At 69.4% G+C, this 25,722-nt stretch carries 22 protein-coding genes and 2 tRNA genes; 18 read left to right on the top strand and 6 right to left on the bottom strand.

The genetic code is table 11. From position 1 onward, the window contains the following. The first annotated feature begins 26 nt into the window (after nucleotides 1–26). Nucleotides 27–863 (top strand): hypothetical protein, encoded by an 837-nt coding sequence (locus Q9Q40_00255; protein ID MDQ7005645.1) that lies wholly within the window; start codon nucleotides 27–29, stop codon nucleotides 861–863. On the opposite strand, the gene Q9Q40_00260 is transcribed toward Q9Q40_00255, so the two are convergent. Then, nucleotides 847–2,898, bottom strand: a complete 2,052-nt coding sequence (locus tag Q9Q40_00260; protein MDQ7005646.1) for a sialidase family protein — start codon at nucleotides 2,896–2,898, stop codon at nucleotides 847–849. The two genes, Q9Q40_00255 and Q9Q40_00260, sit on opposite strands and share 17 nt — an antisense overlap. Before the next feature lie 248 nt (nucleotides 2,899–3,146). Between Q9Q40_00260 and arsS the strand changes: the two genes are divergently transcribed. From arsS to Q9Q40_00275, 3 genes are all read left to right on the top strand, one after another. Then, on the top strand, nucleotides 3,147–4,184 hold the full coding sequence (gene arsS / locus Q9Q40_00265; protein MDQ7005647.1) for an arsenosugar biosynthesis radical SAM protein ArsS: 1,038 nt from the start codon (nucleotides 3,147–3,149) through the stop codon (nucleotides 4,182–4,184). After that, nucleotides 4,181–5,572, top strand: coding sequence for an ATP-binding protein (locus tag Q9Q40_00270; protein ID MDQ7005648.1), 1,392 nt, complete (start codon nucleotides 4,181–4,183; stop codon nucleotides 5,570–5,572). Before arsS ends, Q9Q40_00270 begins: the two co-directional genes overlap by 4 nt. Before the next feature lie 86 nt (nucleotides 5,573–5,658). Beyond that, the gene (locus Q9Q40_00275) at nucleotides 5,659–6,027 is read left to right on the top strand and encodes a response regulator (protein MDQ7005649.1); all 369 of its coding nucleotides are present in this window, start codon (nucleotides 5,659–5,661) and stop codon (nucleotides 6,025–6,027) included. A 50-nt stretch (nucleotides 6,028–6,077) separates the two neighbouring features. Here the strand turns inward: Q9Q40_00275 and aceE are convergent, their stop codons facing one another. Beyond that, complete coding sequence (gene aceE, locus Q9Q40_00280; protein MDQ7005650.1) at nucleotides 6,078–8,804, bottom strand: pyruvate dehydrogenase (acetyl-transferring), homodimeric type; 2,727 nt, start codon at nucleotides 8,802–8,804, stop codon at nucleotides 6,078–6,080. A 132-nt stretch (nucleotides 8,805–8,936) separates the two neighbouring features. On the opposite strand from aceE, the gene Q9Q40_00285 reads away from it, so the two are divergent. The 6 genes from Q9Q40_00285 (at nucleotide 8,937) to tyrS (ending at nucleotide 14,249) form a co-directional block, all read left to right on the top strand. After that, a complete protein-coding gene (locus Q9Q40_00285) occupies nucleotides 8,937–9,683 on the top strand; it encodes a BON domain-containing protein (GenBank protein ID MDQ7005651.1) in 747 nt (248 codons plus the stop codon). A 13-nt stretch (nucleotides 9,684–9,696) separates the two neighbouring features. Then, nucleotides 9,697–10,446: an SDR family oxidoreductase gene (locus Q9Q40_00290; protein MDQ7005652.1), complete on the top strand. Its 750-nt coding sequence runs from the start codon at nucleotides 9,697–9,699 to the stop codon at nucleotides 10,444–10,446. Then, nucleotides 10,447–11,385, top strand: a complete 939-nt coding sequence (locus Q9Q40_00295) for an adenosine kinase (protein MDQ7005653.1) — start codon at nucleotides 10,447–10,449, stop codon at nucleotides 11,383–11,385. A gap of 93 nt (nucleotides 11,386–11,478) precedes the next feature. Next, a complete protein-coding gene (locus Q9Q40_00300) occupies nucleotides 11,479–12,318 on the top strand; it encodes a hypothetical protein (GenBank protein MDQ7005654.1) in 840 nt (279 codons plus the stop codon). A gap of 207 nt (nucleotides 12,319–12,525) precedes the next feature. Next, a complete protein-coding gene (locus Q9Q40_00305; protein ID MDQ7005655.1) occupies nucleotides 12,526–12,888 on the top strand; it encodes a 4a-hydroxytetrahydrobiopterin dehydratase in 363 nt (120 codons plus the stop codon). Between the two features lie 80 nt (nucleotides 12,889–12,968). Continuing rightward, nucleotides 12,969–14,249 (top strand): tyrosine--tRNA ligase, encoded by a 1,281-nt coding sequence (gene tyrS, locus Q9Q40_00310; protein MDQ7005656.1) that lies wholly within the window; start codon nucleotides 12,969–12,971, stop codon nucleotides 14,247–14,249. Between the two features lie 295 nt (nucleotides 14,250–14,544). On the opposite strand, the gene Q9Q40_00315 is transcribed toward tyrS, so the two are convergent. The 3 genes from Q9Q40_00315 to Q9Q40_00325 all read right to left on the bottom strand — a co-directional run bounded on the left by Q9Q40_00315 (nucleotide 14,545) and on the right by Q9Q40_00325 (nucleotide 16,640). Further along, nucleotides 14,545–15,102: a phospholipase D family protein gene (locus Q9Q40_00315; GenBank protein MDQ7005657.1), complete on the bottom strand. Its 558-nt coding sequence runs from the start codon at nucleotides 15,100–15,102 to the stop codon at nucleotides 14,545–14,547. A gap of 34 nt (nucleotides 15,103–15,136) precedes the next feature. Further along, nucleotides 15,137–15,213, bottom strand: a tRNA-Glu gene (locus Q9Q40_00320). 86 nt (nucleotides 15,214–15,299) lie between these two features. Then, nucleotides 15,300–16,640, bottom strand: a complete 1,341-nt coding sequence (locus Q9Q40_00325; protein MDQ7005658.1) for a glutamate-cysteine ligase family protein — start codon at nucleotides 16,638–16,640, stop codon at nucleotides 15,300–15,302. 311 nt (nucleotides 16,641–16,951) lie between these two features. Between Q9Q40_00325 and Q9Q40_00330 the strand changes: the two genes are divergently transcribed. The 7 genes from Q9Q40_00330 to rdgB all read left to right on the top strand — a co-directional run bounded on the left by Q9Q40_00330 (nucleotide 16,952) and on the right by rdgB (nucleotide 25,210). Continuing rightward, nucleotides 16,952–18,595: a phosphoenolpyruvate carboxykinase (ATP) gene (locus Q9Q40_00330; GenBank protein ID MDQ7005659.1), complete on the top strand. Its 1,644-nt coding sequence runs from the start codon at nucleotides 16,952–16,954 to the stop codon at nucleotides 18,593–18,595. Between the two features lie 261 nt (nucleotides 18,596–18,856). Further along, nucleotides 18,857–20,548, top strand: a complete 1,692-nt coding sequence (locus Q9Q40_00335) for a thrombospondin type 3 repeat-containing protein (GenBank protein ID MDQ7005660.1) — start codon at nucleotides 18,857–18,859, stop codon at nucleotides 20,546–20,548. 105 nt (nucleotides 20,549–20,653) lie between these two features. Continuing rightward, entirely contained in the window at nucleotides 20,654–22,183 is a 1,530-nt protein-coding gene (locus tag Q9Q40_00340) for an N-acetylmuramoyl-L-alanine amidase (protein ID MDQ7005661.1), read from the top strand. Beyond that, entirely contained in the window at nucleotides 22,180–22,830 is a 651-nt protein-coding gene (locus Q9Q40_00345) for a GerMN domain-containing protein (protein ID MDQ7005662.1), read from the top strand. Before Q9Q40_00340 ends, Q9Q40_00345 begins: the two co-directional genes overlap by 4 nt. After that, a complete protein-coding gene (gene murI / locus Q9Q40_00350) occupies nucleotides 22,827–23,612 on the top strand; it encodes a glutamate racemase (protein ID MDQ7005663.1) in 786 nt (261 codons plus the stop codon). The genes Q9Q40_00345 and murI overlap by 4 nt, the downstream gene beginning before the upstream one ends. 153 nt (nucleotides 23,613–23,765) lie before the next feature. Next, a complete protein-coding gene (gene rph / locus Q9Q40_00355; GenBank protein ID MDQ7005664.1) occupies nucleotides 23,766–24,527 on the top strand; it encodes a ribonuclease PH in 762 nt (253 codons plus the stop codon). Next, nucleotides 24,524–25,210, top strand: coding sequence for an RdgB/HAM1 family non-canonical purine NTP pyrophosphatase (gene rdgB, locus Q9Q40_00360; protein ID MDQ7005665.1), 687 nt, complete (start codon nucleotides 24,524–24,526; stop codon nucleotides 25,208–25,210). The genes rph and rdgB overlap by 4 nt, the downstream gene beginning before the upstream one ends. 105 nt (nucleotides 25,211–25,315) lie before the next feature. Here rdgB and Q9Q40_00365 read toward each other — a convergent pair whose 3' ends face one another. Further along, the gene (locus Q9Q40_00365) at nucleotides 25,316–25,537 is read right to left on the bottom strand and encodes a hypothetical protein (protein MDQ7005666.1); all 222 of its coding nucleotides are present in this window, start codon (nucleotides 25,535–25,537) and stop codon (nucleotides 25,316–25,318) included. A 108-nt stretch (nucleotides 25,538–25,645) separates the two neighbouring features. Between Q9Q40_00365 and Q9Q40_00370 the strand changes: the two genes are divergently transcribed. Then, a tRNA-Asn gene (locus Q9Q40_00370) sits at nucleotides 25,646–25,721 on the top strand. The last annotated feature ends 1 nt before the right edge of the window (nucleotide 25,722 follow it).

Consider the following 25,722-nt stretch of genomic DNA (forward strand, 5'->3'; position numbering starts at 1 on the left):
GCTGCTCCGTTGCCGAGTTCGACTCGGTGATCCCGCCCGGTGGGTCGGGACGCATCGTCACCAGGATCAGAACCGCGGGCATCCAGGGGCGACGGACCAAGACGGTCGAGGTGGAGACCAACGATCCCCGGCATCGCCGCCTGCGTCTTTCGGTGAGTTTTCTGGCCCAGGCGCCGGTGGAGGTCTACCCCCAGCCCTCGATCAACCTCTACGGTACGGCGGGGGCCGAGATCGAAATGAACCTGCTCTTCCACCGTCCCGACGGTCAACCGCTCGAGCTGCAGGAGATCACGCCCAGCCGCACGGGCCTCGTCGTGGAGGCCGAGAAGGTCACCGAGGTCGGCGGCGATCCCCCCGGTCAGCGGGCCCGGGCGGTGGTCGGGGACTGGCGGGTGAAGATCCGGCTGGCCGACAGCAGCGAGGCGCGCAGCGAGGTGGGCACCCTGCGCGTGGTCACCAACCACCCCGAGCGGCCGGAGATGTCGCTGCCGATTCGCATTCGGGTCACCCCGGCCATCCAGGCGCAGCCCGCGCGGCTGAACATCCGGGTTCAGGCCGGCGACCCGCCGCTGCTCCGCGGCATCACCCTGCGCAATACCCGGCGCAAACCGTTCCGCGCCACGAGCATCGACGTCACCGGCAATCTCGCGGGGCTTTCGGCTTCCGTGACCACCGACCGCCCCCGTCCCGTGCAGCGGCTGGAGATCAGGATCGACACCAGCGCCCTGCGCCCCGGGATCTACGCCGGCCGGCTGGTGGTGCACACCAACCAGGCGACGTTGCCCCGGATCCTGGTGCCCGTGCGCATCGAGGTGGTGGCGGCGCGGGACGGTCGGCCCCCTGCGTCTACGGGCAAGAACTGATGGTCTGGGGCAGGCAGGCGTCGGTCGCGGGCGTCCGCTCGCTGCCGTCGCTGGCCTGCCCGTAGGAGCCCTCGGCGCCGTCGCCCTGGGCGACGACCAGGTAGAAGCGCTGTCCGGTGGAGGGCGTCAGGGTGGTGCTGGTGGCCCCCCCGGTGGAGCACTGGCGCTGCTGCTTGCTCTCGGGGTCGGAGAGCAGCCCCTCGTAGACCGCGTAGTCGCTGCCGGCGCCGCACACCACCGACCAGTCGAGTTGCAGATCCCCGCCGCCGACCTTGGTGACGGTCAAGGGGGTGCCGGTGACGTCCTTGGCGCCGGGAATGCGGCCCGCCCCTGAACTCGGTGCCGTGCCGGGCTCGATCCCCGCGGAGTACACATCGACGGAGTCGCCGCCGCCGCCGGATTCGTTGCGGTTGTCGGTGTAGATCGCCATCAGGTCGTTCATCACCATGCTCAGGCCGTTGTAGTCACCATATTCGAAACTGTCGGCGATGTTGGGCGAGATCTCGGACGTGACCCGGCTGGGCGCGGACCAGGTCTGAGCCCCGTCCGTGGAGTAGGTGTAGAAGATGTCCGACCCGGAGCGGTCGGCCGAACGCCGGGTGTCGTGAAAGACCAGGTGCACGGTGCCGTCGGGGCCTACCGCGAGGAACGACTGCCACCGGTCCACGGTCAGCGCGTCGTCGGTCTCGTGGGGTGTCGTCAGGGTCCAGGTGGCGCCCCCGTCGTGGGTGTAGGCCACCTGGATGTGCGAGTGGTTGCTCGCCGGATCACCGGTGGGAGGGCTGGTGGCGTCGGCCCAGGAGAGGTAGATGCTGTCGGCGTAGGGCCCGTCGCTGAGGTCCGCCGCGGCGGAGACGTAGACCGCCACCTCCCGGCTTTCCATGGCCGGAATCGGGTAGGAGAACGACGCGTTGGTGTCGGCGATCACCGAGACGGGACCGAAGGTGTCACCGCCGTCGGTGGACTTCAGCAGCCGAATCGTGCGGCTGTTGAAGGAGGGCCAGACGTAGTAGATGTTGCCGGCGCGATCGGTGGCGATGTCGCCGGCGATGCCCATATCTTCCGACGCGTTGGAAAAGGTCTTGGTGGTGAAGGTGTTGCCGAAATCGGTCGAGCGGGCGAAGCGCATCACGTTGCCGTTGTGGTAGGTGATGTAGATGTTGTCCTGGTAGGGCGAGGTGGGCGAGAGGTCCACGTGGAGAAACTCCCGATCGGCGCTGGCTACCTCCCGTCGCGGGTCGCCGGGGGTTTCGTTCTCCAGCCCGGTCCAGGTCACGCCGCCGTCGTCGGAGCGGTAGAACCAGATGTCGCAGAAGATGATGAAACAGCCGAGGGTGGTGGTGTAGGCGTACTGGCCGTCCGACGACCATTCCACGCTGGGATCGCAGCAGGTTCCGCCCAGGGGCAGTGTCGTCTGGGTCCAGGTGGCGCCGCCGTCGGTGGAGTAGTGCATCTTCTGGCCGCCGTCGGGTCCGTTCGAGCCGGCGATCACCCTGGATGTGTCGACGGGGTTGATGGCGATGGCGGACTCCGCCGCGCCCTCGGGGTTGGTCACTCGAGACTCGCCGAGGGCCGCATCGGTGCCGGCCCGGGGGGCCGAGGGCGCGGGCCGGGAGAGGTCGACGTAGTAGCGGTCTCGATCGCGGCTGGCTTCCCGGTAGTAGACACCGTCGACCAGGTAGCCGCCGAAGTGCTGGCGGAAGACGTTGAGCGCGTACAAGGGATAGCGTACGTCGCTGCGCCGCCCCATGGCCTCGATCGACTGCCGAAGCTCGACGCGGAAGAAGGCGGGAATCGGCATGCGCAGTTCGGCCTCGTTGGCGGCGAGAACCGCGATATCACCGCGGGTCAATGCGTAGTTTCGATCGTCCCACGGGCCGAAGCGCACCAGCGCGGCGTAGTCCACCAGGCTGTCGACGCCCCGCGAGGGGTCGATGGCCACGGTTTGCTCCCGGTCGACGAAAACCGACTGGCCCAGGCTCAGGGGGAACAGCAGCGCACAACAGAACAACCCCATCGAGATGCCTGCTCGCATCTTCATCTCTCCACTTCAGTCCACCCCCGTGATTCGATTAGGATCGGGCGATCCGCCCGCCGGTGACCCGTGCGTGGACCCAGGGATACGGCCTGCCGGCGGGGCTGTCAAGCCCGACGGCGCCCCGATGGGTTCGCGTGACGAAGGTTTTACGGGGCCGGGCGCGGTAGGCTGGTAGCGTTGCCCGCGACCCCTCGCGTGGAAGTGGTGAGACTTCTTCAACGGGCTGCCAGGAGCGCACTATGCACATGGAGAAGGGCGATTCCGGCGCCGCCGGCGCCTCGTTCGACTTTCGTGGCGAGTTGGCGGCACGGCGCCTGGGCCTCGAGCCGGTAAGCCTCGAGACCCTGCAGATCAACATCACCCGCCTGTGCAACCAGGCCTGCCGTCATTGCCACGTGGACGCCTCGCCACAGCGCAGGGAAATGATGCCTCGCCGTACCTGGGAGCAGTGCCTGGCGGTGCTCGAGCGGAACCCGGAAATCCGTCACCTGGACATCACCGGCGGCGCTCCGGAACTTCATCCGGATTTCGACGAAATCGTCCGTCGGGCCCGGGCCATGGGGCGCCACGTGATGGTGCGTCACAATCTCACCGTGACCCTCGACGGGAATCCCGTCACCGGAGAGAGCAAGGAGTACCTGCCGGGCTTCTTCGCCGAACAGCGAGTCGAGGTGGTTTCATCGCTGCCGTACTACCAGGCCTTTCTCACCGACCGGCAGCGGGGTCGGGGCGTGTTCGACAAGAGCGTGGAGTCGATGCGGCGACTCAACGCCGAGGGCTACGGCCTGCCGGAGAGCGGGCTGACGCTCAACCTGGTCTACAATCCCGCCGGCGCCTACTTGCCTCCGCCCCAGCACATCCTGGAAGCGGATTTTCGTCGGGCGTTGCGGGAGAGGCTGGGACTGGAGTTCAATCACCTGTTCACCATGACCAACATGCCGATCCACCGCTTCCGCCGACAGCTCGAGCATCGGGGCGCCTACGAGGGGTACATGGAGAAGCTGGTCGGGAGCTTCAACGCCGCCGCCGCCGAGGGGGTGATGTGCCGTTTCATGATCAGCGTCGACCACCGGGGACGGCTCTACGATTGCGACTTCAACCAGATGCTGGCCATGGGGCTGAACCCGGGAGCCCCGGAGACCATTTTCGACTTCGACGCCGAGGCCCTGCTTGCACGCCGCATTCGTTTCGCCCCCCACTGCTTCGGCTGCACGGCAGGCGCCGGCAGCAGTTGCGGGGGCGCCACGGCGGATGAGGGCGCGAGCGGGGAACCCGCTCCATGAACCGTGAGGGGGAGCGACAGTTCGCCACCTGGGTGATCGCGGGTTGGGTGGTCTTCACCCTGGCACTCGGTGCGGCGCATACCTATCTCGCTCGAGTCCTGGCCCTGGGGTGGGTAGCCGATGTGATGAGTCACCTGGTGCTGCTCGTCGGCGGGCTGGGAGCGGTCTGGCTGGTCGTTCGATGGAGCCGCCGGGCGCGCGTCGCGGAAGCTCGGCGGCGCGAGCTGGAGGTGCACCTCAACCGCGTCGAGCGCCTCGAAGCCGTGGGCACCCTGGCCGGCGGTATCGCCCACGATTTCAACAACGCCCTGTTCGTCATGACGGGCTATACCGAGATGGCTCTCGAACAGGTGCCGGCGGAAAGCAGGGTGCGCGCCGATCTCGAAGAAGTGTTGGAATCGGCCCGCCGCGCCCGGGACCTGGTGCAGCAGCTGCTGGTCTTCGCCCGGGGCTCGAGCGGCGAGCGCGTCGCCCTGCAGGTGGGGCCGGTGGTCAAGGAAACGGTCAAGCTGTTGCGGGCCGGCCTGCCGGCCCAGGTCGAATGCGTTGCGAGAGTGGACGACGGCGACCTCCGCGTGTTCGCGGACCCCGCCGACCTGCATCAACTGATCCTGCATCTCGGCACCAACGCGGTCCATGCCATGGGCAGCACCGGGGGCCGCCTGGAAATCGACCTGCAGGCGGTGGAGATCGGTGACGATCGGACCTTTAAGGACATCGAGTCGGGGCCGTACCTGCGGCTGCAGGTGAGAGATACCGGGCCCGGTATCGACCCTTCCCTGCGGGAACGGATTTTCGAGCCCTTCTTCACCACGCGCGCGCCGGGGGAGGGTACGGGGATGGGGCTGAGCGTCGTGCACGGCATCGTCACCCGGCTGGGCGGGGCCGTGACGGTGGAGAGCCGGCCGGGCGAAGGGGCCACCTTCACGGTGCACGTTCCCGCCACGAGTGGGATCAAGGCCGAAGAGCAGGCTGCCGCGGGCCCGATTCCGCGGGGCGAGGGGCGGATCCTCTTCGTCGACGACGACCCGGCCCTGGTCTCCATGATCTCCCGCGTTTTTCACGAGTTAGGCTTCGATGTGGTGGCCGCGACCGATCCGCTCGCGGCCCTCCGGCGCTTCGAGGCAAAGCCCCACGGCTACGACCTGCTGATCGCCGACCTGGTGATGCGGCCGATGGGGGGATGCGAGTTGGCGACCGCCATGCGGCGGCTGCGGCCGGAGCTGCCGGTCATTCTCTGCACAGGGCACGGGAACGCCGGGTCGGTGGATGCGGAGGCGTTTCCGTTCCTTCTGCTCAAGCCTCTGGGCATACGCGAATTGCGAGAGGCGATCGATCGGGCCAGGGGTTTCGCCGGCACCGGGCGGGACAGCGGCGGGGCCAGGTGATACTCTCCTGAGCCGCACGACGAATGAGCAGACCGTACTGTCGGCTTGCACGCAGATCACGTCTTGCGCCGCTGAGGGGTGCCTGGATGCCGAGAATCCTGTTGATCGAGGATGACGAGCGCACCCGGCGTATGCTACGTGAGATGACCGAGCGCGCCGGGTACGAAGTGGTGGATGTAGCCAACGGAGAGTTCGGTCTGCGCGCCCAGCGCAGCCAGGGGTTCGACCTGGTGATCACCGACATTCTGATGCCCGAAAAGGAAGGCATCGAGACGATCATGGAACTCAGGAAGGACTATCCCGACCTGCCCGTGATCGCGATCTCCGGTGGTGGTACGGCCGGTGGGCTCGACTACCTCACCGTGGCCCGCAACCTCGGAGCCCGCTACGCCTTCGCCAAGCCCATCGACCGCCTCGAACTGCTCGGCGCCATCGCCGACGTGCTCGATCGGTAGCGGCCCGCCGGGGACGCTTCCGGCACCGAAAAGACGCGTTCGAAGGCCTGCTAGCCGCCCGGGGGCGGCTGGGTCGCCGCGGGGTCGGGAGCGTCGGGGTCGAGGTCGAGCCGGGCCAGGGCCTCGGCCGCTGCGGCGGCTTCCATCCCGCCCGAGCGAGCCAGGCTGCTGAGAGCGGCGGCGGCGATGTGCTCGGCATCCACCTCGAAGAAGCGTCGCAGGGCGGACCGGGTGTCGGAGCGGCCGAAGCCGTCGGTGCCCAGCACGGTGAACTCGCGGGGCATCCAGCGCGCCACCTGTTCGGGGACCGCCTTGATGAAGTCACTGGCTGCCACCACCGGGCCTTCCATGGTCGCCGCGCAGCGCTCGACATGGCTGCTGCGGGGCGGCTGGTCCGGGTGCAGGCGGTTCCACCGCTCGACCGCCAGGGCCTCCCGGCGTAGCTCGTTCCAACTCGTGGCGGACCAGACGTCGGCCTGCACGCCGAAGCGCTGTTCGAGCAGTTCCGCGGCGCGCAGCACCTCGAGCAGGATCGGGCCCGAGCCGATCAGCTGGACCCGGAGCGGCGGCTTCTTCGCCCCGCGCTTCTTCTTGCCGGTCGCGGGCCGGTAGAGGTACAGGCCCTTGAGCACGCCCTCGGCGGCCTGCCTGGAGGGCAGGGCGGGCTGCGGGTAGTTCTCGTTGTAGAGAGTGATGTAGTAGAAGATCTCCTCGTCTTCCCTGTACATCCGCCGCAGGCCGTCCTCGATGATCAGGGCCACCTCGAAGGCAAAGGCGGGATCCCAGGCCACGCAGGCCGGATTGGTGGCCGCCATCAGCAGCGAGTGACCGTCCTGATGCTGGAGGCCCTCCCCGTTGAGGGTGGTACGTCCCGCGGTGGCGCCGAGCAGGAAGCCCCGTCCCCCGGAGTCGGCGAACGACCAGATCAGGTCGGCGATGCGCTGGAAGCCGAACATGGAGTAGAGGATGAAAAAAGGAATCATCGGCACGCCGCTGGTGTGGTGGGCGGTGCCGGCGGCGGTCATCGAGGCCATGGCCCCGGCCTCGGTGATGCCTTCTTCGAGGATCTGGCCCGTGCGGCTCTCCTTGTAGGAGATCAGGAACTCCGCGTCCACGGGCGTGTAGCGCTGGCCCAGGGGGGAGTAGATCTGAAACTCGGAGAAGAGGGGGTCCATGCCGAAGGTCCGGGCCTCGTCGGGGACGATGGGCACGATCCGCGGGCCGAGCTTCTTGTCCTTGAGCAGGCCCCGCAGCAGGCGGGCGAAGACCATGGTGGTCGACGCCTCGATCTTGTCTCCGGTGCCCTTGTGGAACTCGGTGAAGAGGGTCTTGCGTGGGGCCTCGAGGGCCACGACGGTCTTCGGGCGGCGGGGCAGCAGGCCTCCGAGGGCCTGGCGCCGTTCGAGCATGTACTCCACCTCGGGGCTGTCGGGCCCCGGGTGGTAGTAGGGGGCCTCCTCCAGTTGCTCGTCGGAGATCGGCAACTCGAGGCGGTCGCGGAAGACCCGCAGTTCCTTGCCGCCGAGCTTCTTGATCTGGTGGGTGACGTTGCGGCCTTCCGCCCCCTCGCCCAGGGTCCAGCCCTTGACCGTGTGGGCCAGGATCACGGTGGGCCGGCCCTCGGCCTCGCTGGCAGCCTTGTAGGCCGCGTAGAGCTTGCGGTAGTCGTGTCCCCCGCGGCGCAGGCGTTCGAGTTGCTCGTCGCTCAGATGCTCGACCATGGCGCGCAGGCGCGGGTCCGGGCCGAAGAAGTGCTCGCGAATGTAGGCTCCCGATTCCACCGTGTAGCGCTGCCAGTCACCGTCGAGGGTCTCGTTCATCTTCTGTACCAGCAGGCCGTCCTCGTCGCGAGCCAGCAGTTCGTCCCACTCCCGGCCCCAGAGCACCTTGATCACGCTCCAGCCCGCCCCGCGGAACACCGACTCCAGCTCCTGGATGATCTTGCCGTTGCCCCGGACGGGACCGTCGAGACGCTGGAGGTTGCAGTTGATCACGAAGGTCAGGTTGTCGAGGCCCTCCCGGGCGGCGAGGGTCAGGGCGCCGAGGGCTTCGGGCTCGTCGGTTTCGCCGTCGCCGAGGAAGGCCCAGACGCGGCGCTTGCTGGCGGGCGCCAGGCCGCGGGACTCGAGGTAGCGGTCGAAGCGGGCGAGGTAGATCGCGTTCAGGGGGCCGAGGCCCATGGAAACCGTGGGGAACTCCCAGAACTCCGGCATCAGCCGGGGGTGGGGATAGCTGGACAGGCCCCGGCCGGCGCACTCGCGGCGGAAGTGGTCGAGCTGCTCGGTGGTGATGCGGCCTTCGAGAAAGGCCCGGGCGTAAATGCCGGGGGCCGCGTGGCCCTGGAAGAAGATGCAGTCGCCCCGTCCCTGGGTCCCGTCGCCCCGTCCGCGGAAGAAGTGGTTGAAGCCCACCTCGTAGAGGCTGGCCGACGAAGCGTAGGAGGAGAGGTGTCCGCCCAGGCCGGGAAAGCGGATGTTGGCCCGGGTCACCATCACGGCGGCGTTCCAGCGAATCAGCCGGCGGATGCGCCGCTCCATCGCCTCGTCGCCGGGAAAGGGCGGCTCCTGTTCGGGGCTGATGGTGTTGATGTAGCGGGTCTGGGTGGTGGGAGGCAGCCCCACGTGGAGCATGCGGGCCCGCTTGAGCACCTTGTAGAGCAGGTACTGGGCCCGCAGGGCCCCCGCCCGCTCGACGACTTCGTCGAGGGACTCGATCCAGTCCCGGGTTTCCTGGGGATCCTGGTCGGGAAGCTGCTGTTTGAACTGTTCGAAGATCATCGCGTCGCGCTCCGGGGCGGCGGCATGGTGCCTGCCGGCCCATCAGTATCCCTTACCGGCCCGCGCTGGCAAGCCAGCCCCGGGGGGCCTAGCTTCGCCGTGGGGGCTGGACGGACCCCGGAGAGCGTGCCGATGCCCCATCGAAGCTGGACTGCTTGGGCCCTGCTGGTCCTGGTCGCCGGGGCGGTGGCCTGGGGCCAGGTGGGGGGCGACCGGGACCTCCTCTTCGCCGTGCGTGAGCGCCTGGGGGCCGATCCCCGGCTCATCGGCAAGCGGCTGGAGGTGCGGGTTTCCGGCGGCGAGGTGGTGCTGGAAGGGGAGGTGGAGACCCTGGCCCAGGTCGACGCGGCGCTGGAGGCGGCGGGACGTGTCCACGGGGTCACCGCGGTACGCAGCAGAATCCGCCTGAAAACCCCCGCGGTGGACGAACGCCTGCTCTCCCGCCGTCTCGAGGCGGCCTTCAGTCGCCGGCTGGCCCTTTCCCTGGCGGATCTGAGCGTGGCCGTGCGCCGGGGAGGGAAAGTGGTGCTCGAAGGCGAGGTGCGCGACGGGAGACTGCGGCTGGCGGCCCGGCGGGCGGCGGCGGAAGTGCCCGGGGTGCGGGCCATCGAGGACCGGATTCGCACACCGGACGCGGAAGACACACGGATCGAGCGCTCGGTGCAGGGGCTGTTTCGCCGGGGCGAGCTGGTGGGCATGCGCGGCGAGATCGCGGTCCGGGTGCGCGGGGGCGTGGTGACCCTGACGGGGACCGTGCCCCGGCCCTACGAGCGGCGACGGGCGACCGAGCTGACCGAGGGGATCAACGGCGTGCGCAAGGTGGTCAACAAACTGGTGGTGGTGCCGCCGAGCTACGACGTGCCGGTGGTGCGTCCCTGATACACTGCGTCCCATGAATACGCTTCGTGGCAAAAACGCCCTGGTCTGCGGGAGCAGTCGGGGCATCGGCCGGGCCTGCGCGGTGGCCCTGGCCGAGGCGGGGGCGCGGGTGACGCTGCTGGCGCGGCGGCGGCAGGTGCTCGAGGCGGTGCTGGCTGAGCTTCCCGGGCAGGGGCACGACCTGCTGGTGGCCGACTGCGACCAGCCCGAGTCGGTGCGCCGCACCGTGGAGGCCTACCTGGAGTCGGCGCCGCCCTTTCACGTGCTGCTGAACAACACGGGGGGGCCGCCGCCGGGAGAGATCCGCCGGGCCCGGCCCGAGGCGTTCCGGCAGGCCTTCGAGCGGCACCTGGTGTGCAGTCACCTGCTCACCCTGCTCCTGCTCGAGGGGATGGCGGCCGAGGGCTATGGACGGGTGATCAACATCATCTCCACCTCGGTGCGGCAGCCGATCCCCGGGCTGGGCGTGTCGAATACGATTCGCGGGGCGGTGGCCGCCTGGGCCAAGACCCTGGCCGCGGAAGTGGCGTCCCAGGGGATCACCGTCAACAACGTGCTGCCCGGGGCCACCGACACCGACCGGCTGCGGGAACTGGTGGACACGCCGGAAAAGATCCAGGCGTGGATGGAGAAGATCCCGGCGGGGCGTTTCGCCCGACCGGAGGAGACAGCGGCGGCGGTGGTCTTCCTGGCCTCGCCGGCGGCGGCCTATATCACCGGCGTCAGCCTGCCTGTCGACGGCGGCCGGACGGAGTGCTTGTAGATGATCAACGTCTTGGGAATCGGGAACGCCATCGTCGATGTGCTGTGCCGGGTGGAAGATGCCGACCTCGAGCGCTGGAAGCTGTCCAAGGGATCGATGCAGCTGATCGACCAGCAGCGAGCGCTCGAACTCGAGGCGCAGATGGGCGAGAGCGTGCTCTGCTCGGGGGGCTCCGCGGCCAACACCATCGTGGGTGTGCTGGCCTGCGGCTCACCGGCGGCCTACATCGGCAAGGTGGCCGACGACGCGGCGGGGCGGGTTTTCGCCGAAGACATGCGTGGGGCGGGGGCGGTGTACCGCACGGCGCCCCTCGAGGGTGGAGCGGCCACGGCGCGCTGCCTGATCTACGTCACGCCGGATGCGCAGCGGACGATGATGACCTTCCTCGGCGCCAGCGCCGAGCTGACGCCGGACGACGTGGACGCAGAACTGGTGGCCGACGCGAAGGTGACCTACCTCGAGGGCTATCTCTTCGATCCGCCGCCGGCCCAGGAGGCGTTCTTCCGGGCGGCGGAGCTGGCTCATCGGGCGGGGCGCGAGGTGGCGCTGTCCTTGTCGGATGCCTTCTGTGTCGAGCGGCACAGGGACGCCTTTCGGCAGCTCGTGGACGAGCACGTGGACCTGCTCTTCGCCAACGAGGCGGAGATCTGTTCGCTCTACCGGGTGGAGACGGTGGAAGAGGCCGTCGGGCGCGTGGGCTGCCGGCTGGCCGCGCTGACCCGGGGGGAGGCGGGGGCCACGATCGTCGACGAGGGCCGGGTCTTCGATGTGCCCGCGGCGGCGGTCGAGCAGGTCGTCGACACCACCGGGGCCGGAGACGCCTTCGCCGCGGGCTTCCTTCACGCCTACACCAGCGGGAAGGACCCTGCCCGGGCCGGGCGGCAGGGAGCCGCTTCCGCGGCGGCGATCATCACCCGTTTCGGAGGGCGCCCGGACTGACGGGTGCGGATTCTCCTGTAACGCCGGTCTCCCCGATCGGACCTCCTTGGCGAAACCCCGGGCCGTGCGCCCCCCACCAAGGAGGAAAGAAAAGTGACGAAGACGACTTCCATTCGGTCCATCGGTTGCATGGTGGCCCTTCTCGCCATCTCCGGTCTTCCCGCACGGGCCCAGACGCTCGGCCCCACCGACCCCAGCGGCGGATCGGGCCAGTCGGCCCAGGTCCGGAACGAGGCTCCCCTGGGCGGGGGGTCGTGTCGGAACCTGGTGGCCTCGTCGCGGCTGGTGCGGAAGGTCAGTTTCAGCCAGGGCGACGGTGACGTGGACGTTTTCGATCCCGGCGCGGCCCGGGACATGCAGGCGACCATCGCCAACCGTTCCACCTCCGCTGTGCGGATGGAGGTGCTGCGCGAGGGGTCGCGAGCCCCGGCCTTCGAGACGATTCCCGCCGGCGCCACCGTGATCCGCGAGTACACCAGGGTGCTCGACGTGGTCTTGCGCTGTGAAGACCCGACCGGGGCTCCCTGCCGGGTGGAACTGGATCTGCGCCACGGGCCGCCGTCGGCCAGCGACGTGGCTCCCGATCTGCCCCTGTGGTATCCGGGCCCCGTCGCCCAGGGTGATGCGGACCTGCCTCCGGATTCCGACATCGACTGTCTGTGGGAGGAGGACCTGATCTGGTCCAGCGCCGTGGGCCGCAAGATCGAGTTGCTGGTGGAGGTCACCGGTGACCATGATCTGCGGGTCGAGGTCGAGGACGCGAACAACACCTTCGGTGTCCACGATCTTCGTGCGCCTCCCGCGTTTCCCAACGCGCTGTCTCTGCACCTGATCGAAGAGAACATCATCGCGGTACGCATCATGTGTAACAAGAGTCCGGTCAACGCCTGCTCGAACTGCAAGTATCACTACTCGCTGACGGTTCTCCCCTGATCGCGTTCCCGGCTTTCGGCCTTCCCGCCGCGCCCGGCCTCGAGGTCGGGCGCGCGGTCGTCTCCGAACCTGGTGGCCCCGCCGGCGGAAGCGAACGTATGATGATGGCTTGCCGGATCGAGGGATTCGGCGGGAACACGCAGGTTTCGACGCGCGCCGTGAAGGGCCCCGCGGGGTCCGGGCCGCGGCGTGAGCAGGAGAGTGGGAATGGGAGATCTCAAGACCCGGCGTTGCCTGCCCTGTGAGGGCGGCGTGGATCCTCTGAAGCCCGAGCAGGTCACCGAATGGATGAACCAGCTCGACGGGTGGAGCGTGGACGAGGCCAGCCGGGAGATCCACAAAGACTTCAGCTTCGACGACTACTACCGGACCATGGCCTTCGTCAACGCGATCGCCTGGATGGCGCATCTCGAAAACCATCACCCGGACCTGGAAGTGGGCTACAACCACTGCCTGGTGCGCTACACCACCCACGCCGTGGGCGGTCTGAGCGAGAACGACTTCATCTGCGCGGCCAAGGTCGACGCCCTTCTCGAGGCCCCGGCCGAGGCCTGCGGATTGCGGGAGTAGCCGCCTCTCGACGCTCCGGCCATCAGGCACTAGATAGATACCGGAAACAGGGAGCCGGGTGTTCCCGAGGGGAGATGGCGGTGAACAGATCGCTGGTGGACGAGTTTCAGGCCCGGGGGATGTTCGAGCAGGTGACCAACGAGGCGGGCCTGCGCGAGCACCTGGCCCGGCCCGGAGCCGCCTTCTACATCGGTTTCGACCCGACGGCCGACAGCCTGCACGTGGGAAGCCTGCTGCCGGTGATGGCGCTGGCCCACGTGCAGCGGGCCGGTCACCGGCCGATCGCCCTGGTGGGCGGTGCGACGGGCATGATCGGCGATCCCAGCGGGCGCAGCAGCGAGCGCAACCTGCTGACGGCCGAGCAGGTCGCCGAGAACTGCGCCGGCATCCGCCGCCAGCTCGAGCACTTCATCTCTTTCGAAGGCCGGGCCGCGGCGATGCTCGTGGACAACCACGACTGGATCGGCGCGATGAGCTTCATCGAGTGGCTGCGGGACGTGGGCAAGCACTTCACCGTGAACTACATGATGGCCAAGGAATCGGTGCGTCGGCGCCTCGAGGACCGCGAGCACGGCATCTCGTACACCGAATTCAGTTACATGACCCTCCAGGCCTACGACTTCTACCATCTCTACGAGAAACACGGCTGCCGGGTGCAGGGCGGGGGCAGCGACCAGTGGGGCAACATCACCGCGGGCATCGAACTGATTCGGCGCAAGGCGGGGGTGGAGGCCTTCGGCATCACCTTCCCGCTGGTCAAGACCGCCTCCGGTGAGAAGTTCGGCAAATCGGCGGGCAACGCGATCTGGCTCGACCCGAAGCGCACCAGTCCGTACGAGTTCTACCAGTTCTGGGTGCGCACCGATGATCGGGACGTGGAGAACTACCTCAAGTACTTCACCTTTCTCGAAGTGGACGAGATCGAGACCCTCTGCAGCGCCCACCGCGACGATCCGGGACGGCGGGAGGCCCAGAAGAGGCTGGCGGCCGAGGTGACCCGGCTGGTCCATGGCGAGGAGGGGCTGAACGCCGCCCGGCAGGCGTCCCAGGCCCTGTTCGGGGGGGACGTCACGGGCATGAGTGACCGCGAGCTGCTGGCGATCTTCGCCGACGTGCCTTCCACGGAGGTCGAGCGGGGGCGACTCGAACAGGGTTACCCGCTGGTGGAACTGCTGGCCGACAGCGGCGCCTGCAAGTCGCGTGGCGAGGCCCGCCGCCTGGTGCGCAACGGGGGGGCCTACCTGAACAACCAGCGCCTCGACGACCCCGAGAAAATCATCGGGGTCGGGGATCTGGCCTCGGAATCGGTGCTGATCCTGCGAACCGGCAAGAAGAACTACCGGCTGGTGAAGGTGGTCTGACCCGGCGATTCAGCCTTCGGCGGTCGTGTTCGCGCCTGTCGACATGCGAATTCAGGCCCTGTGAAACGACCGGCGACGACGAAGGCAACACCCTGGTGACCTTCGAGAACAGCGCGGCAAGGCCGTCGGCTTCGCTGCGGGGACCGTCGCTAGCAACGGGCCGTTCCCGGCGGTTGTCGACAGGAGTGGTCCAGCCGGCCACCCCTCACTTTTCTCCGTCGCCCCTCGCTTGCGGCAGGCGCGCACGGTGCATGTCCGTCCCGCCGGTGACGGGGGCCGGCGGGACGGCCCCGTCTCAGCCCAGCGGGGCGGGGCAGTGCCGGCGCCGGCCGCAGCCGGGGCAGAAGACCCCCTCCCAGAGCTGGTCGAACCATTCCAGCACGGGGTCGATCAGCTCGGGCTCTTCGGTCCAGATTCCCGCTTCGAAGTTGCGCCGGTGGTCGGCCTTGGCGCCGAGGCCCGCGCCGGTGAGGTTGGCGCTGCCGAGGTACATCGCCGCCGCGTCGACGATCACGGCCTTGGTGTGCACCCGGGGGCAGCAGCGCAATGCCATCGTCTCCGGCAGGGGAGCGGCGAGAAAATCCCGCGCCGGGCCCGAGGGCAGCGAGGCGTGGAGCAGGCGCACCTCCACCCCGCGTTCGGCCAGTTCCCGGAGGATCTCCAGCACCGAGCGGCTGCGTCCTTTGCGGCGGCCGGGGACGAGCATCGCCTTGAGATCGGAGGTGGCCAGGGCCAAGTCGGCGCGGGCGCGCCGCAGGCCCCGCTGGACTACACGGTCCAGATGATCGGCCCCCAGCACCAGCTCGCAGGTGCCGCGGAAGGGCCCCGCGCCATCCCGGTCGGATTCACTCATCGTGACCGAAGCCTACCTGCAAACGAAGAGGAAATGGCGACCCCAACGGGATTTGAACCCGTGTTCCCAGCTTGAAAGGCTGGTGTCCTGACCTGGCTGGACGATGGGGTCGCGCTCGATGGACGATCCGTCGGAAACGCCGGACCAGGAGCCGTCCGACGGACGCCGGGGGAGTCTAGCCGGGCTCCCGGGGGGTGTCAACGCGGGGCGGTGACACGGACCTCCAGGTCACGGGCCAGGGCGACCGGGTTCCCGCGCCACGGCCCCTCCCAGCGTTCGAGGACTTCCCGGGCCGGCGGAGCGCCCCGCGCGACGATGGCCTCCACCGGCTCGAGGAAGGCCCGTTCGTCGGGGCGGTGGGCCTGCAGGCTGCGGGCCGCGAGAGCCACCAGTCTTCCCGCGATCTGCCCGGCGCTCTGTCCCGACGGCGCGGTCGCCGCCAGGCCCCGCCGGGCGCAGTCGAGGTGGAAGTCGAGGCGCTCGGCCGGACTCCAGCCCTCGAGCAGCGCCCGGGCTTCGTCCAGCACCGCCTCGCCCCCGTAGAACAGGCCCACCGCCAGGGCCGCGAAACCCAGGGCCAGCTCCGGCTGGTTGCTGTCCGCGCAGCGCAGCTCCAGGTAGCTCTTCAGCCGCGCCTCGGGAAAGAGCGTGGTCAGGTGGGTCTCCCAGTCGGCGATGGTGGGGGTCATGCCGGCGCGCCCCCCGGCCAGGTACTCCCGGAAGGTGACGCCGGTCATGTCCAGGAGGTGATCCCCGCGGACGATGAAGAACATCCCGGCGTCCAGGGCCCAGTCCAGGTAGCTCTCCGCGCCGGCGGCGGGGGCGAGCAGGGCGGGCGGCAGGCCGCAGCGATCGGGATCGGTGTCGGTCCAGGTCAGGGCCCGACGGCTCAACCACCCACTGTTCGCGCCCGCCGCCAGGGGCGAGTTGGCGAACAGGGCCACCACCGGAGAACTCAGGCACAGGGCGAAGCGCAGGGCCTCCGCGGCCCGGTCCGCCGAGTCCACGTCCAGGTTGACCTGCATGCCCGCGGTGGCCCGCATCATCCACAGGGCCATCGATCCCCGGGTGGGCAGGTAGCGGGTCATGATGCGGTACCGCTCCTTGGGGATGATGCGGATCTGCTCCGGTGTCGACAGGGGCTGCATTCCCAGGGGGACGAAGCGCAGGCCCACCTGCCGTGACACGTCGCGCACCTCCTCCAGGATCTCCGCCAGTTCCCGGTGCACGCCCTCGAGGGTGTCGTGGGGCCTGAGGGAGATTTCGAACTGGCTGCCCGGCTCGAGGGTGATCCGGGTGCCGTCCCGGTAGAGTTCCAGCACCGGTTCGCCCCCGCGGGGGTGCCAGCCGTAGCTCCGGCAGAGCCGGTCGAAGACGCTGACGATGGATTCTTCCCGGCCATCGTAAGGGGCGGCCTCCCCGGTTTCCGCCAACAGGCCCAGCAACTCGTACTCGAGGCCGATCAGGGGATGGCGATGGGGACGAAACCCCCGCGAGAAGTGCTGGAGCAGGCAAGAACGGGTGATCGGCTCGCGCATCGGCGTCTCCCCTGCGGTCCCCGCATGCGGAGCTGACCGCCGCCTGGATGGTAGGCACCGGCTCCCGCCCGGGTCAAACTCGCCAGGGGCTCCGCGGTGAAAGTTGACAGCACGCTGACTTTGGCGTGAAATCCGCGGCTTCCCGTCGGGGGGATCTGGCTTCGCGCCCCCGGCGGCGCTAAACTCACTAATTAGTTGCCAACCAGTAAGCCCCGGGCAGTTAGACGCTGCTTCGCCTCCCTGTCCCAGGACTTGCCAGACCCCACCGATCCCGTGGTCCCGCAAGGGCGGGCCAGGGTAAGGAGAGAAAGATGGACTTCAAGGGGAAGATCAAGGCCGTGCTCGGCTCGCACGGCGGGGTTCTCGAGGACCTCTCCCGCAAGGACCTGACGTTGCACGCCATCGAGCACAAGGAAGCGGTGGTGGCCGAATGCGGTGCCCTGGCCACCTGGACGCCGCCGGAGTCCACCGGGCGCAGCCCCAAGGACACGATGATCGTGCGGCGGGACGGCGGCGCCAGCGCCAACATCGACTGGGACGCGCCGAACAACATCCCCCTCGACCCCGAGACCTTCGAGATGCTCTGGCAGGACGCCCTCGGCGTGCTCGAGAGCAAGCCGCGGATCTACGTCACGAACCGGGTGATCGGAGCGGATCCCGCCTACGCCCTGCCGGTGACCACCGTCACCGACCGCGCCCTGACGGCGGCCTTCACCGTGAACATGTTCCGCGCCGTCCCCGCCGACATCGCTCGCAGCATCTATGCCGAAAAGGGCTTCACGCTGTTCGCCCTGCCCTACGACAAGATTCGCTCGGAGAAGTACCAGGGCCGGCTGCGGGACGTGGACGGCCGTCCCTCCGACATGGCCATCGTGATGGACTTCGACAACCGCGTGGGGCTGGTCTACGGTTCGGCCTACTGCGGAAGCTGCAAGAAGCTGATGTTCACGGTGATGAACTACATGCTTCCCGATGACGGCATTCTGCCCCTGCACTGTTCGGCCAACGAGGGTCCCGAAGGTGACTGTGCGCTGTTGCTGGGACTGTCCGGCACGGGCAAGACGACCCTCTCCGCCGATCCGTCCCGCGCGTTGCTGGGCGACGACGAGCATGGCTGGAGCGACACCGGCGTGGCCAACTTCGAAAACGGCTGCTACGCCAAGCTGATCAACCTGCGCAAGGACAAGGAGCCGGAGATCTGGGACGCCTCCTTCCGCAAGGCGGATCCCACCGAGCACGGCGCGATCATCGAGAACTGCATGATCTTCCCCAACGGTCGCTTCGACGTGGACGACGATCGTCTGACCCCCAACTCCCGGGTCTCCTATCCGCTGACCTCCCTGAGCAACATCAAGGCCGACCCGGTCAGCGGACATCCGCGCACGATCCTCTTCCTCGCCGCCGACGCCAACGGCGTCCTGCCGCCCGTCGCGCGCCTGGACCGGCCCCAGGCCATGCTGTGGTTCCTGATGGGCTACACCAGCAAGCTGGCGGGCACCGAGACCGGCATCACCACTCCGCGCTCCACCTTCTCGCGCTTTTTCGGCGCGCCCTTCATGCCCCGCCATCCCGACCACTACGCCGATCTGCTGGGCAAGAAAATGGCCCAGCACGGCACCGACGTCTACCTGGTCAACACCGGTTGGAGCGGCGGTCCCTACGGCGTGGGGCAGCGGATGGACATCAACCTCACCCGCGCCATCGTCGACGCGGCCCTCAGCGGCAAGCTGGCCGAGGTGGACTACGAGGAAGACGAACTCTTCCACCTGGCGATCCCCAAGAGCTGTCCGGGAGTCCCCTCGGAGCTGCTCTTCCCCCGCAACACCTGGCCGGATGGCGCCGCCTACGACGAGCGGGCCCGGGCCCTGGCGGCGGACTTCGCCCAGCATTTCGACAAGGCCTACGGCCACAAGAACCTCGACGAGGCCGTGGTGCGCGCCTGCCCCGGCAAGTAGGCGCAGCCACTCCTGACCCGGCGCCGGCCGCTCCCTGGTGAGTGGCCGGTGCCGGCGAAAAAAGGTCTTTTTCGCTTTTTTCCGAAATTCCCCGAAAACCTTCGTTTTGGCTGGTTTCGCCCGTCGCCCCGGGAGGCGGCGGGGCGTTCCCCGTGGTGGCGCGCCTATATTCGCCGTATGACGGGGTGGGGCTGGAAGGCGGCGGACGTCCAAGCTCCGGGCGCGCCGGTGCGGTGGGCCGGGTTGAGGAGAGGTCAGGTGATGGTGTTCGATCGGTTTGAGCGGCTGGCGCCCGTCGTTCTGGGTGCGGCCTGGATCTTCCTGGCGGTCGGCGCTCCGGCCCTCGCCGGTTACGACGGCGACGGCGTGCCGGACTACGACGACAACTGCCCCTTCGTCTCCAATCCCGGCCAGGTGGACAGTGACGGTGACGGCCTCGGGGACGCCTGTGATGACTACCCGAACGGCGGCCCGCTGAACTTCGGGGCGCCGATCCTGCTGCCCGAGCCCGAGTCCGCCGCGAACTACGACCATTTCCCCCGGGACATCGGCGTCGATCCCGACGGCAGGATCTACGTCCTGCTGGCCACCAGCGATTTCAACACCTTCGAAAACCAGAACCTCTGGCTGACCCGCAGCGACGATGGGGGAACGACCTGGACCACGCCCATCCAGGCCAACCGCAGCGACGACCAGTGGTGGCGTTACGCCGACATGGCGGTGGACGACGCGGGGCGCGTGCACATCGTCTACAGCACCCCTGACGGCGCGATCCGCTATGCCCGCAGCACGGACCTCGGAGCCAGCCTGACCCGCACCGAGATGGCCCCCCCGGGCAGCACCACCAGCGGCGTGGCCTCGGTGGCGGCCCGTGTCGACCGGGTGATCGTGCTGTGGGATACCGACTCGAACTGCACCAACTCGGTGATCGACCAGCGTCGCAGCAACGACGGAGGCGCCACTTTCCAGCCGGTGGAGACGGTGCGGCCCTTTTCCGCCTGCAACCCGGAAGTCACCATCGCGCCGTCCAACGACTACGCCTTCATGGGCTACTCCACCGACGACCTGGCGGCCCAGGGTTACGCCGCCACCGCCCGCAGCACCAACTTCGGTCATACCTGGGATTCGGCGGTGTCGGTGATGGACTCGGCGCCCGATGCGGGGGACGTGGTGATCTTCCCCGTGCTGGTGGAAGAAGGGGCCGCGGGGCAGATCCACGTGGGCTGGGTCGAAGAGGTGACCGACACCAACGGCGACGCCGTCGCCTACGATTACTGGGCCAACCGCTCTCTCAACGGCGGGGCGGGTTACCAGGTCGAGGTGCGGCTCACCGACAACGAGACCCACACCGATGCGGTCCTCGTACCGGGCTCCGACCAGTGGGACCTGGCCGTGTTGGACAACGGCTCGATCCACCGGGTCTTGCGCGACGGCCTGGCCGGGGCGCGGCGCGTGTTCTACAGCATCTCCACCGACGGCGGGGCGAGCTACAGCCAGCCCCAGCCCGTGGCGGCGCCGGTGCCCGGTGAGCAGGAATGGCAGCCGGTGGTCGAGCACACGGCGCAGAACGAGACCCTGGTGGTCTACGGGCGCTACGGCGCGGGGGCCTCGCGACCCTTCCTGGTCAAGAGCGATCCGGGCGGCGGTGGCGGCGGCGTGGGCGAGGTGGCCAACCTGCTCTTCGCCGCCGGCAGCAAGAGCGACTTTTCGTGGGACGCGGCCACCGGCGCCGGCAGCTACGACGTGGCCAGTGGCGGGCTGCAGAGCCTGCGCAGCAGCGGCTACTCCAGCGCCAGCAACTTCTCCTGCGACCAACCCGGCACCAGCGCCTCCGATCCGGCGACCCCGGCCGCGGGCGACGGCTTCTACTACGTGGTCCGCGGCCGCGCCGGTGTCGACACCGGCTCGTGGGGCGGTGCCGATCGCGACGCCGGCATCACCGCCTGCCCCTGATCCGGGCCGGCCGGCGCCGCCGGCGGGGAGCGCCGCGGAGCGGGATGGGCGTGCCCGGCCGGTTGCGGTGTGCTCGAGGGGCGCGTTGAACATAGAATCACCCCCGTGAAAAGAAACAGACTATCCCGGAGGATCTGCGGGGGGGGGCGCGTGGGGCTGGCGGCGCTGGCCGCGCTGCTGGCGGCGGTTCCGGTGACCACGGCCCAGCTCCTGCGATCCGTGCGGGTCGACCTCCAGGGAGTCGACGCCCGCCTGCCGGCCTTCGAGCAGGAGGGACGGCTGATGGTCAGCCTGCGCTCGCTGGCCGCCACCCTGGGGGGGCGGCTCAGCAGCGACGGCGCGGGCCGCTTCGTTCTGCACCTGGACGAGCGGGAGCTGATCTTCAGCGTGGATCGCCCCTCCCTGGTGCGGGTGGGCGAGGCGTTCATCTCTCTCGGTGCCGACGCGGTGGTGCGGGAGCGCGACCTCTTCGTGCCGCGAGACTCCCTCTCCCGCTGGCTGACGCCCCGGCCGGAGGTCGTGACCGCCCGGGCCGGGACGGGGAAGGTGGGCATCGTGCTGCTGGGTGAGCAACCCGGCACCCTGAAGATCGCCTTCGATCTGCCCGCTCCGCCCCGGCGGATCCGACCGGTGGAGACCGGCGTCGGGCGTCGGGCCTGGCTGGTGGAATCCGACGTTCCGTTGACCCTGCCCTGGAGGCACCGGGAGATCGGTCACGACCTGGTGGCCGCCCTGACCCTCGAGTCGCGGGGGGCGCGGACGATGGTCGTCGCCCTCGAGCCGGGTCCCGGCCTCGACGGGGTGAGCCTGGCCCCCCGGGAGACCCCACCCGGCTTCGACGTGCGGCTGCGGGCGCGTCCCGTGGCGGGCCCGCGCCCGGAGAGCGTCGCCGCCGGCGCGGGGCGCGCGGTGCGGCGTATCGTGATCGATCCGGGCCACGGAGGCGAGGAGGAGGGGGCGCGCGGACCCTCCGGCCTGCTCGAAAAGGACGTGGTGCTCGACGTGGCCCGGCGGCTTGCCGCGCGCTTGCGCGCTTCCGGCTACCAGGTGGTGTTGACCCGTGACGGCGACGAGGACCTCTCCCTCGACGACCGGGCCGCCATCGCCAACCGGGAGCGGGCCGACCTCTTCGTCTCGATTCACGCCAACGCCTCGGCCTACAGCCGGGCCGTGGGCGCCGAGACCTTCTTCCTTTCCCGGGAGGCCACCGACGACGCGGCGCGCACCACCGCGGCCCTCGAGAACAACGCCGCCGGGGTGGTGCCCGATCCCGGCACGGGTGAGGCCATTTCCCTGATCCTCTGGGACCTGGCCCAGGTGGAATACCTCGAGGAAAGCTCCGAGTTGGCCGAGATCATCCAGCAGCGGCTCAATGCCGCCCTGGGGATCAAGGATCGGGGTGTTCGCCAGGCGCCTTTCCGGGTGCTGGTGGGGGCCACCTGCCCCGCCGTGCTGGTGGAACTGGGCTTCATGACCAACCCCGCGGAAGAGGCCCGCCTGGGCACGGCTCCCCATCGGCGGCGACTGGCGGAAGTGCTGTTCGAGGCCATCGAAGACTTCGACCGGATACAGCAGGAGCGGCGGGCGCCGGTGGTGCGGGCGGTCGATCCCTCCCCCCGGGAAGCGAGCCGGTGACCCGGGGCACGGCGGTCCTGCTCGGGATGGGCACGGGGGCCGCCGTGGCGCTGGCGCTGCTGCTGCTGGTTTCCACCTGGCTCGCGGCGCCTCCGGCGGCGGACGCGGGCCTGCCTGCCCGCGCGACGCCGCCGCCACCGCCGCCCGCGGCGGTGCCCCGGGTGCGCACCCAGCCGGTGATGATCTACCAGCGGGCGGCCACCGAAGAGTTGACCCTCGAGGGGGTGGAGGGACAGATCGTCTGGTTCCCCGGTGCCGTGGAACGGGCCGAGGAGATCGTCCGGCTGGTGCTCGAGGGCGTCGAGCGGGAAGGTGTCCTGCCGCCCGCCGGGAGGCCCCTGGGCTATCGGCGCGTTTTCATCGATGCCCGGGGTGTCGCCTGGGTGGACCTCGAGGCGGACGCCGTGGCCCGCCTCGTGGGCTCTGACGCCGAGCAGGCCGTGGTGGCCGCCCTGGCGCGTTCGCTGGTGGAGGGGCTCGACGAGGTCCGCGCCGTCGGCCTGCTGGTGGGAGGCGAAAATCGCCGCACCCTGGCCGGCCACGTGGACCTGACCCGGGTCTACGACGGCAGCGAGTGGCCCCTGGCCTTCGACGAGCCGGGAACCGCTCCGCCCGGCGCCACTCCGCCCGGCGCGAGTCCCTCGTGAGCTGGGGGGTCTTCGATTCGGGGGTCGGCGGGCTGACCGTGGTGCGCGCCCTGGAGGCGGCGGTCGGCAGCCTGCGCCTGGTCTACCTGGGGGACACCGCCCGGGTGCCCTACGGGACGCGTTCACCGGCGACCGTGCGCCGCTACGCCGCCCAGGCCGCCGCCTTTCTCCGCGATGCCGGCGTCGGGGGGATCATCGTGGCCTGCAACACGGCTTCGGCGGTGGCTCTCGACGTGGTGGGCCGGGTTTTCGACGGCCCGGTCCTGGGTGTCGTCGAGCCGGGGGTCGAGGCCGCCCTGGAGACCACCCGCAACGGCCGCATCGGCGTGATCGGCACCCAGGCCACCGTGGGCTCCGACGCCTACGGCCGGGCCTTGCGGGCGCGGCGGCGCGATGTGCAGGTCTTTTCCCGGGCCTGCCCGCTCTTCGTGCCCCTGGCCGAGGAGGGGTGGACCCGGGGGGAAGTACCCCGGCTGGTGGCCGAGCGATACCTGGGCGAGCTGCGCGAGGAGAAGATCGACACCCTGGTGCTGGGGTGCACCCACTACCCTCTGCTGCGTGAGGTGATCGGCGAGGTGATGGGGCCCGGCGTGCGGCTGGTGGACTCGGCCGAGGCCGCCGCCGACCGGGCCCGGGGCGTGCGGCCGCCCGGGGCGGAGCAGGCCCGGAGCGGTGAGCGCTTTTGCGTCACCGACGGGGGCGGGCGCTTTGCCGAAGTGGCGGCGCGTTTTCTCGGTCGCCCCCTCGGTGCTCTCGAGACGGTGCGCCTGGAAGGGGATTAGGGCGACGCGGGTTTCCGCGATCCGGGGCGGGGGCGAGGGGCGTTCCGCCCTTCGGGGTCGGCGGCGGCTGCTTGTGCTTCGGCGGGAATCGGGCAGACTGGCCGGGTTGAGGCGGCAGGCGGGTCGAACGCCGCCCGGAGGTCGATCTTGAGCGTGCGAACACCGCCCCGGGGTCCCGGCGAGTTGCGCCCGGTTCACCTGGAACTGGACATCAATCCCTTTGCGGAAGGATCGTGCCGGATCCGCGTGGGCGGCACCGAGGTGATCTGTACCGCCAGCGTGGAGGACCGGGTCCCCCCGTTCCTCTACGGCAGCGGCGAGGGTTGGGTCACCGCCGAATACGGCATGTTGCCCCGCGCCACCGGCAAGCGAAACGCGCGGGATCGGGTGGGAGGGCGCCCCAACGCCCGGGCCTACGAGATTCAGCGCCTGGTGGGCCGCAGCCTGCGCGCCGTGGTCGACCGCAAGGTTTTCGGCGAGCGCACCATTTGGGTCGATTGCGACGTGGTCCTCGCCGACGGCGGTACCCGCTGCGCGGCCGTGACCGGCGGCTTCGTGGCCCTGGCCGCGGCCTTCGAGTGGCTCGCGCGGAACAAGAAGCTCGGCGGCCGCCCGTTGCTCGACTCGGTGGCGGCGATCTCCGCCGGCGTGGTGGCCGGTGAGGTGCTGCTCGACCTGGACTATGCCGAGGACTCCGCCGCCGAGGTGGACCTCAACGTGGTCTGCACCGGGGGAGGGCGTTTCGTGGAGATCCAGGGCACCGCCGAGGAACAACCCTTCGGCCGCGAGCGCCTCGACGAGATGCTGACCCTGGCCCTCGACGGCCTCGAACGGGTTCGGGCGCTCCAGGCCGAGGTGCTCGGAGAGCGCCTGGCGCCGCTGCTGCAGAAGCCGCCGGGAGGCGGGGGACGATGAGCGGCGGAACCCGCCGTGGCGGGCTGCGCCTCTGCCTGGCGACCCGCAATCCCGGCAAGGTGCGGGAGCTGGCCTCGCTGCTCGAGGAGAGTCCCTGGCAGGTCATGGGGCCGGAGGTCCTCGAGGAACTCGAAGCCCCGGTGGAAGACGGCTCCACCCTGGAGGCCAACGCGCGCAAGAAGGCCCTGCACTACAGTCGGCTGGTCCGCCACCTGGTGATGGCCGACGACAGCGGGCTGGAAGTCGAGGCCCTGGGTGGCCAGCCGGGGGTGCGCTCGGCCCGCATCTGCGGCCCCTCGGCCACCGACCTCGACCGCATGCGCTGGATCCTTTCCCAGCTCGAGAACGTGCCCTGGGAGGATCGGGGCGCCCGTTTCCGCTGCGTGATCGCCTTTGCGCTGCGGGGAGAGATTCTCGCCAGCTTCGAGGGCGAGGTGGAAGGGCGGATCACCTTCGAGCCCGAGGGCTCCGCGGGGTTCGGCTATGACCCGATCTTCTACTACCCGCCGATGGACATGACCTTCGCCGAGATGACGGCCGCCGAAAAGGACCGGGTATCCCACCGGGGCCAGGCCCTCGAGCGGGCCCTGGGCTGGCTCGAGGATCTCGCCCGCCACCTGGAAGCGAAATCGAAATCTCGCCAGACTCGCCAAAAAAGAGCCGCACGGCGGGAGGGGCCTTGACAGGGTCCTGATTCTTGCCTAGTCTTGGCGCCGCTCAGAGGGGAGCCGGCTCGGTGGTTTCGCGTTTCTCTTGCTTGCGCGACCGGGCGGGTCGGCATACAATCCTCAGCGGTGAGTTCGATGGCAGGAAGGCGGCCGGGCCGCAAGCCTGCCGAGGTGATTGGAAAAGGTCACGACGAGTTCGAGGAGGACGTCGGAAAGGATCGGATCGGGGCCACTCTCCCGGGAATCTGCACCCCAACCAAAACCGTCGGCGCACTCCCCCCCCTGCCGACCGCACACCCGGGCGAGGGCCGATCTTGCCACGTCTTCCTCGATCTTCTTCAAGCGCCGCATCTCCGGATGCGGCGCTTTTTTTGAGCGCCGCCACACGGCCGCAGCTCCAGATTTGACAGCCTCCCACCCCAACCTTATCCTTCCGCCTTGCCTACGGGATCCTGGATAGCTCAGCTGGTAGAGCAGGTGGCTGTTAACCACCGGGTCGGGGGTTCGAGTCCCTCTCCAGGAGCCAG

The sequence above is a fragment of the Acidobacteriota bacterium genome, from assembly GCA_030949985.1.
GTDB lineage: Bacteria > Acidobacteriota > Polarisedimenticolia > J045 > J045 > JALTMS01.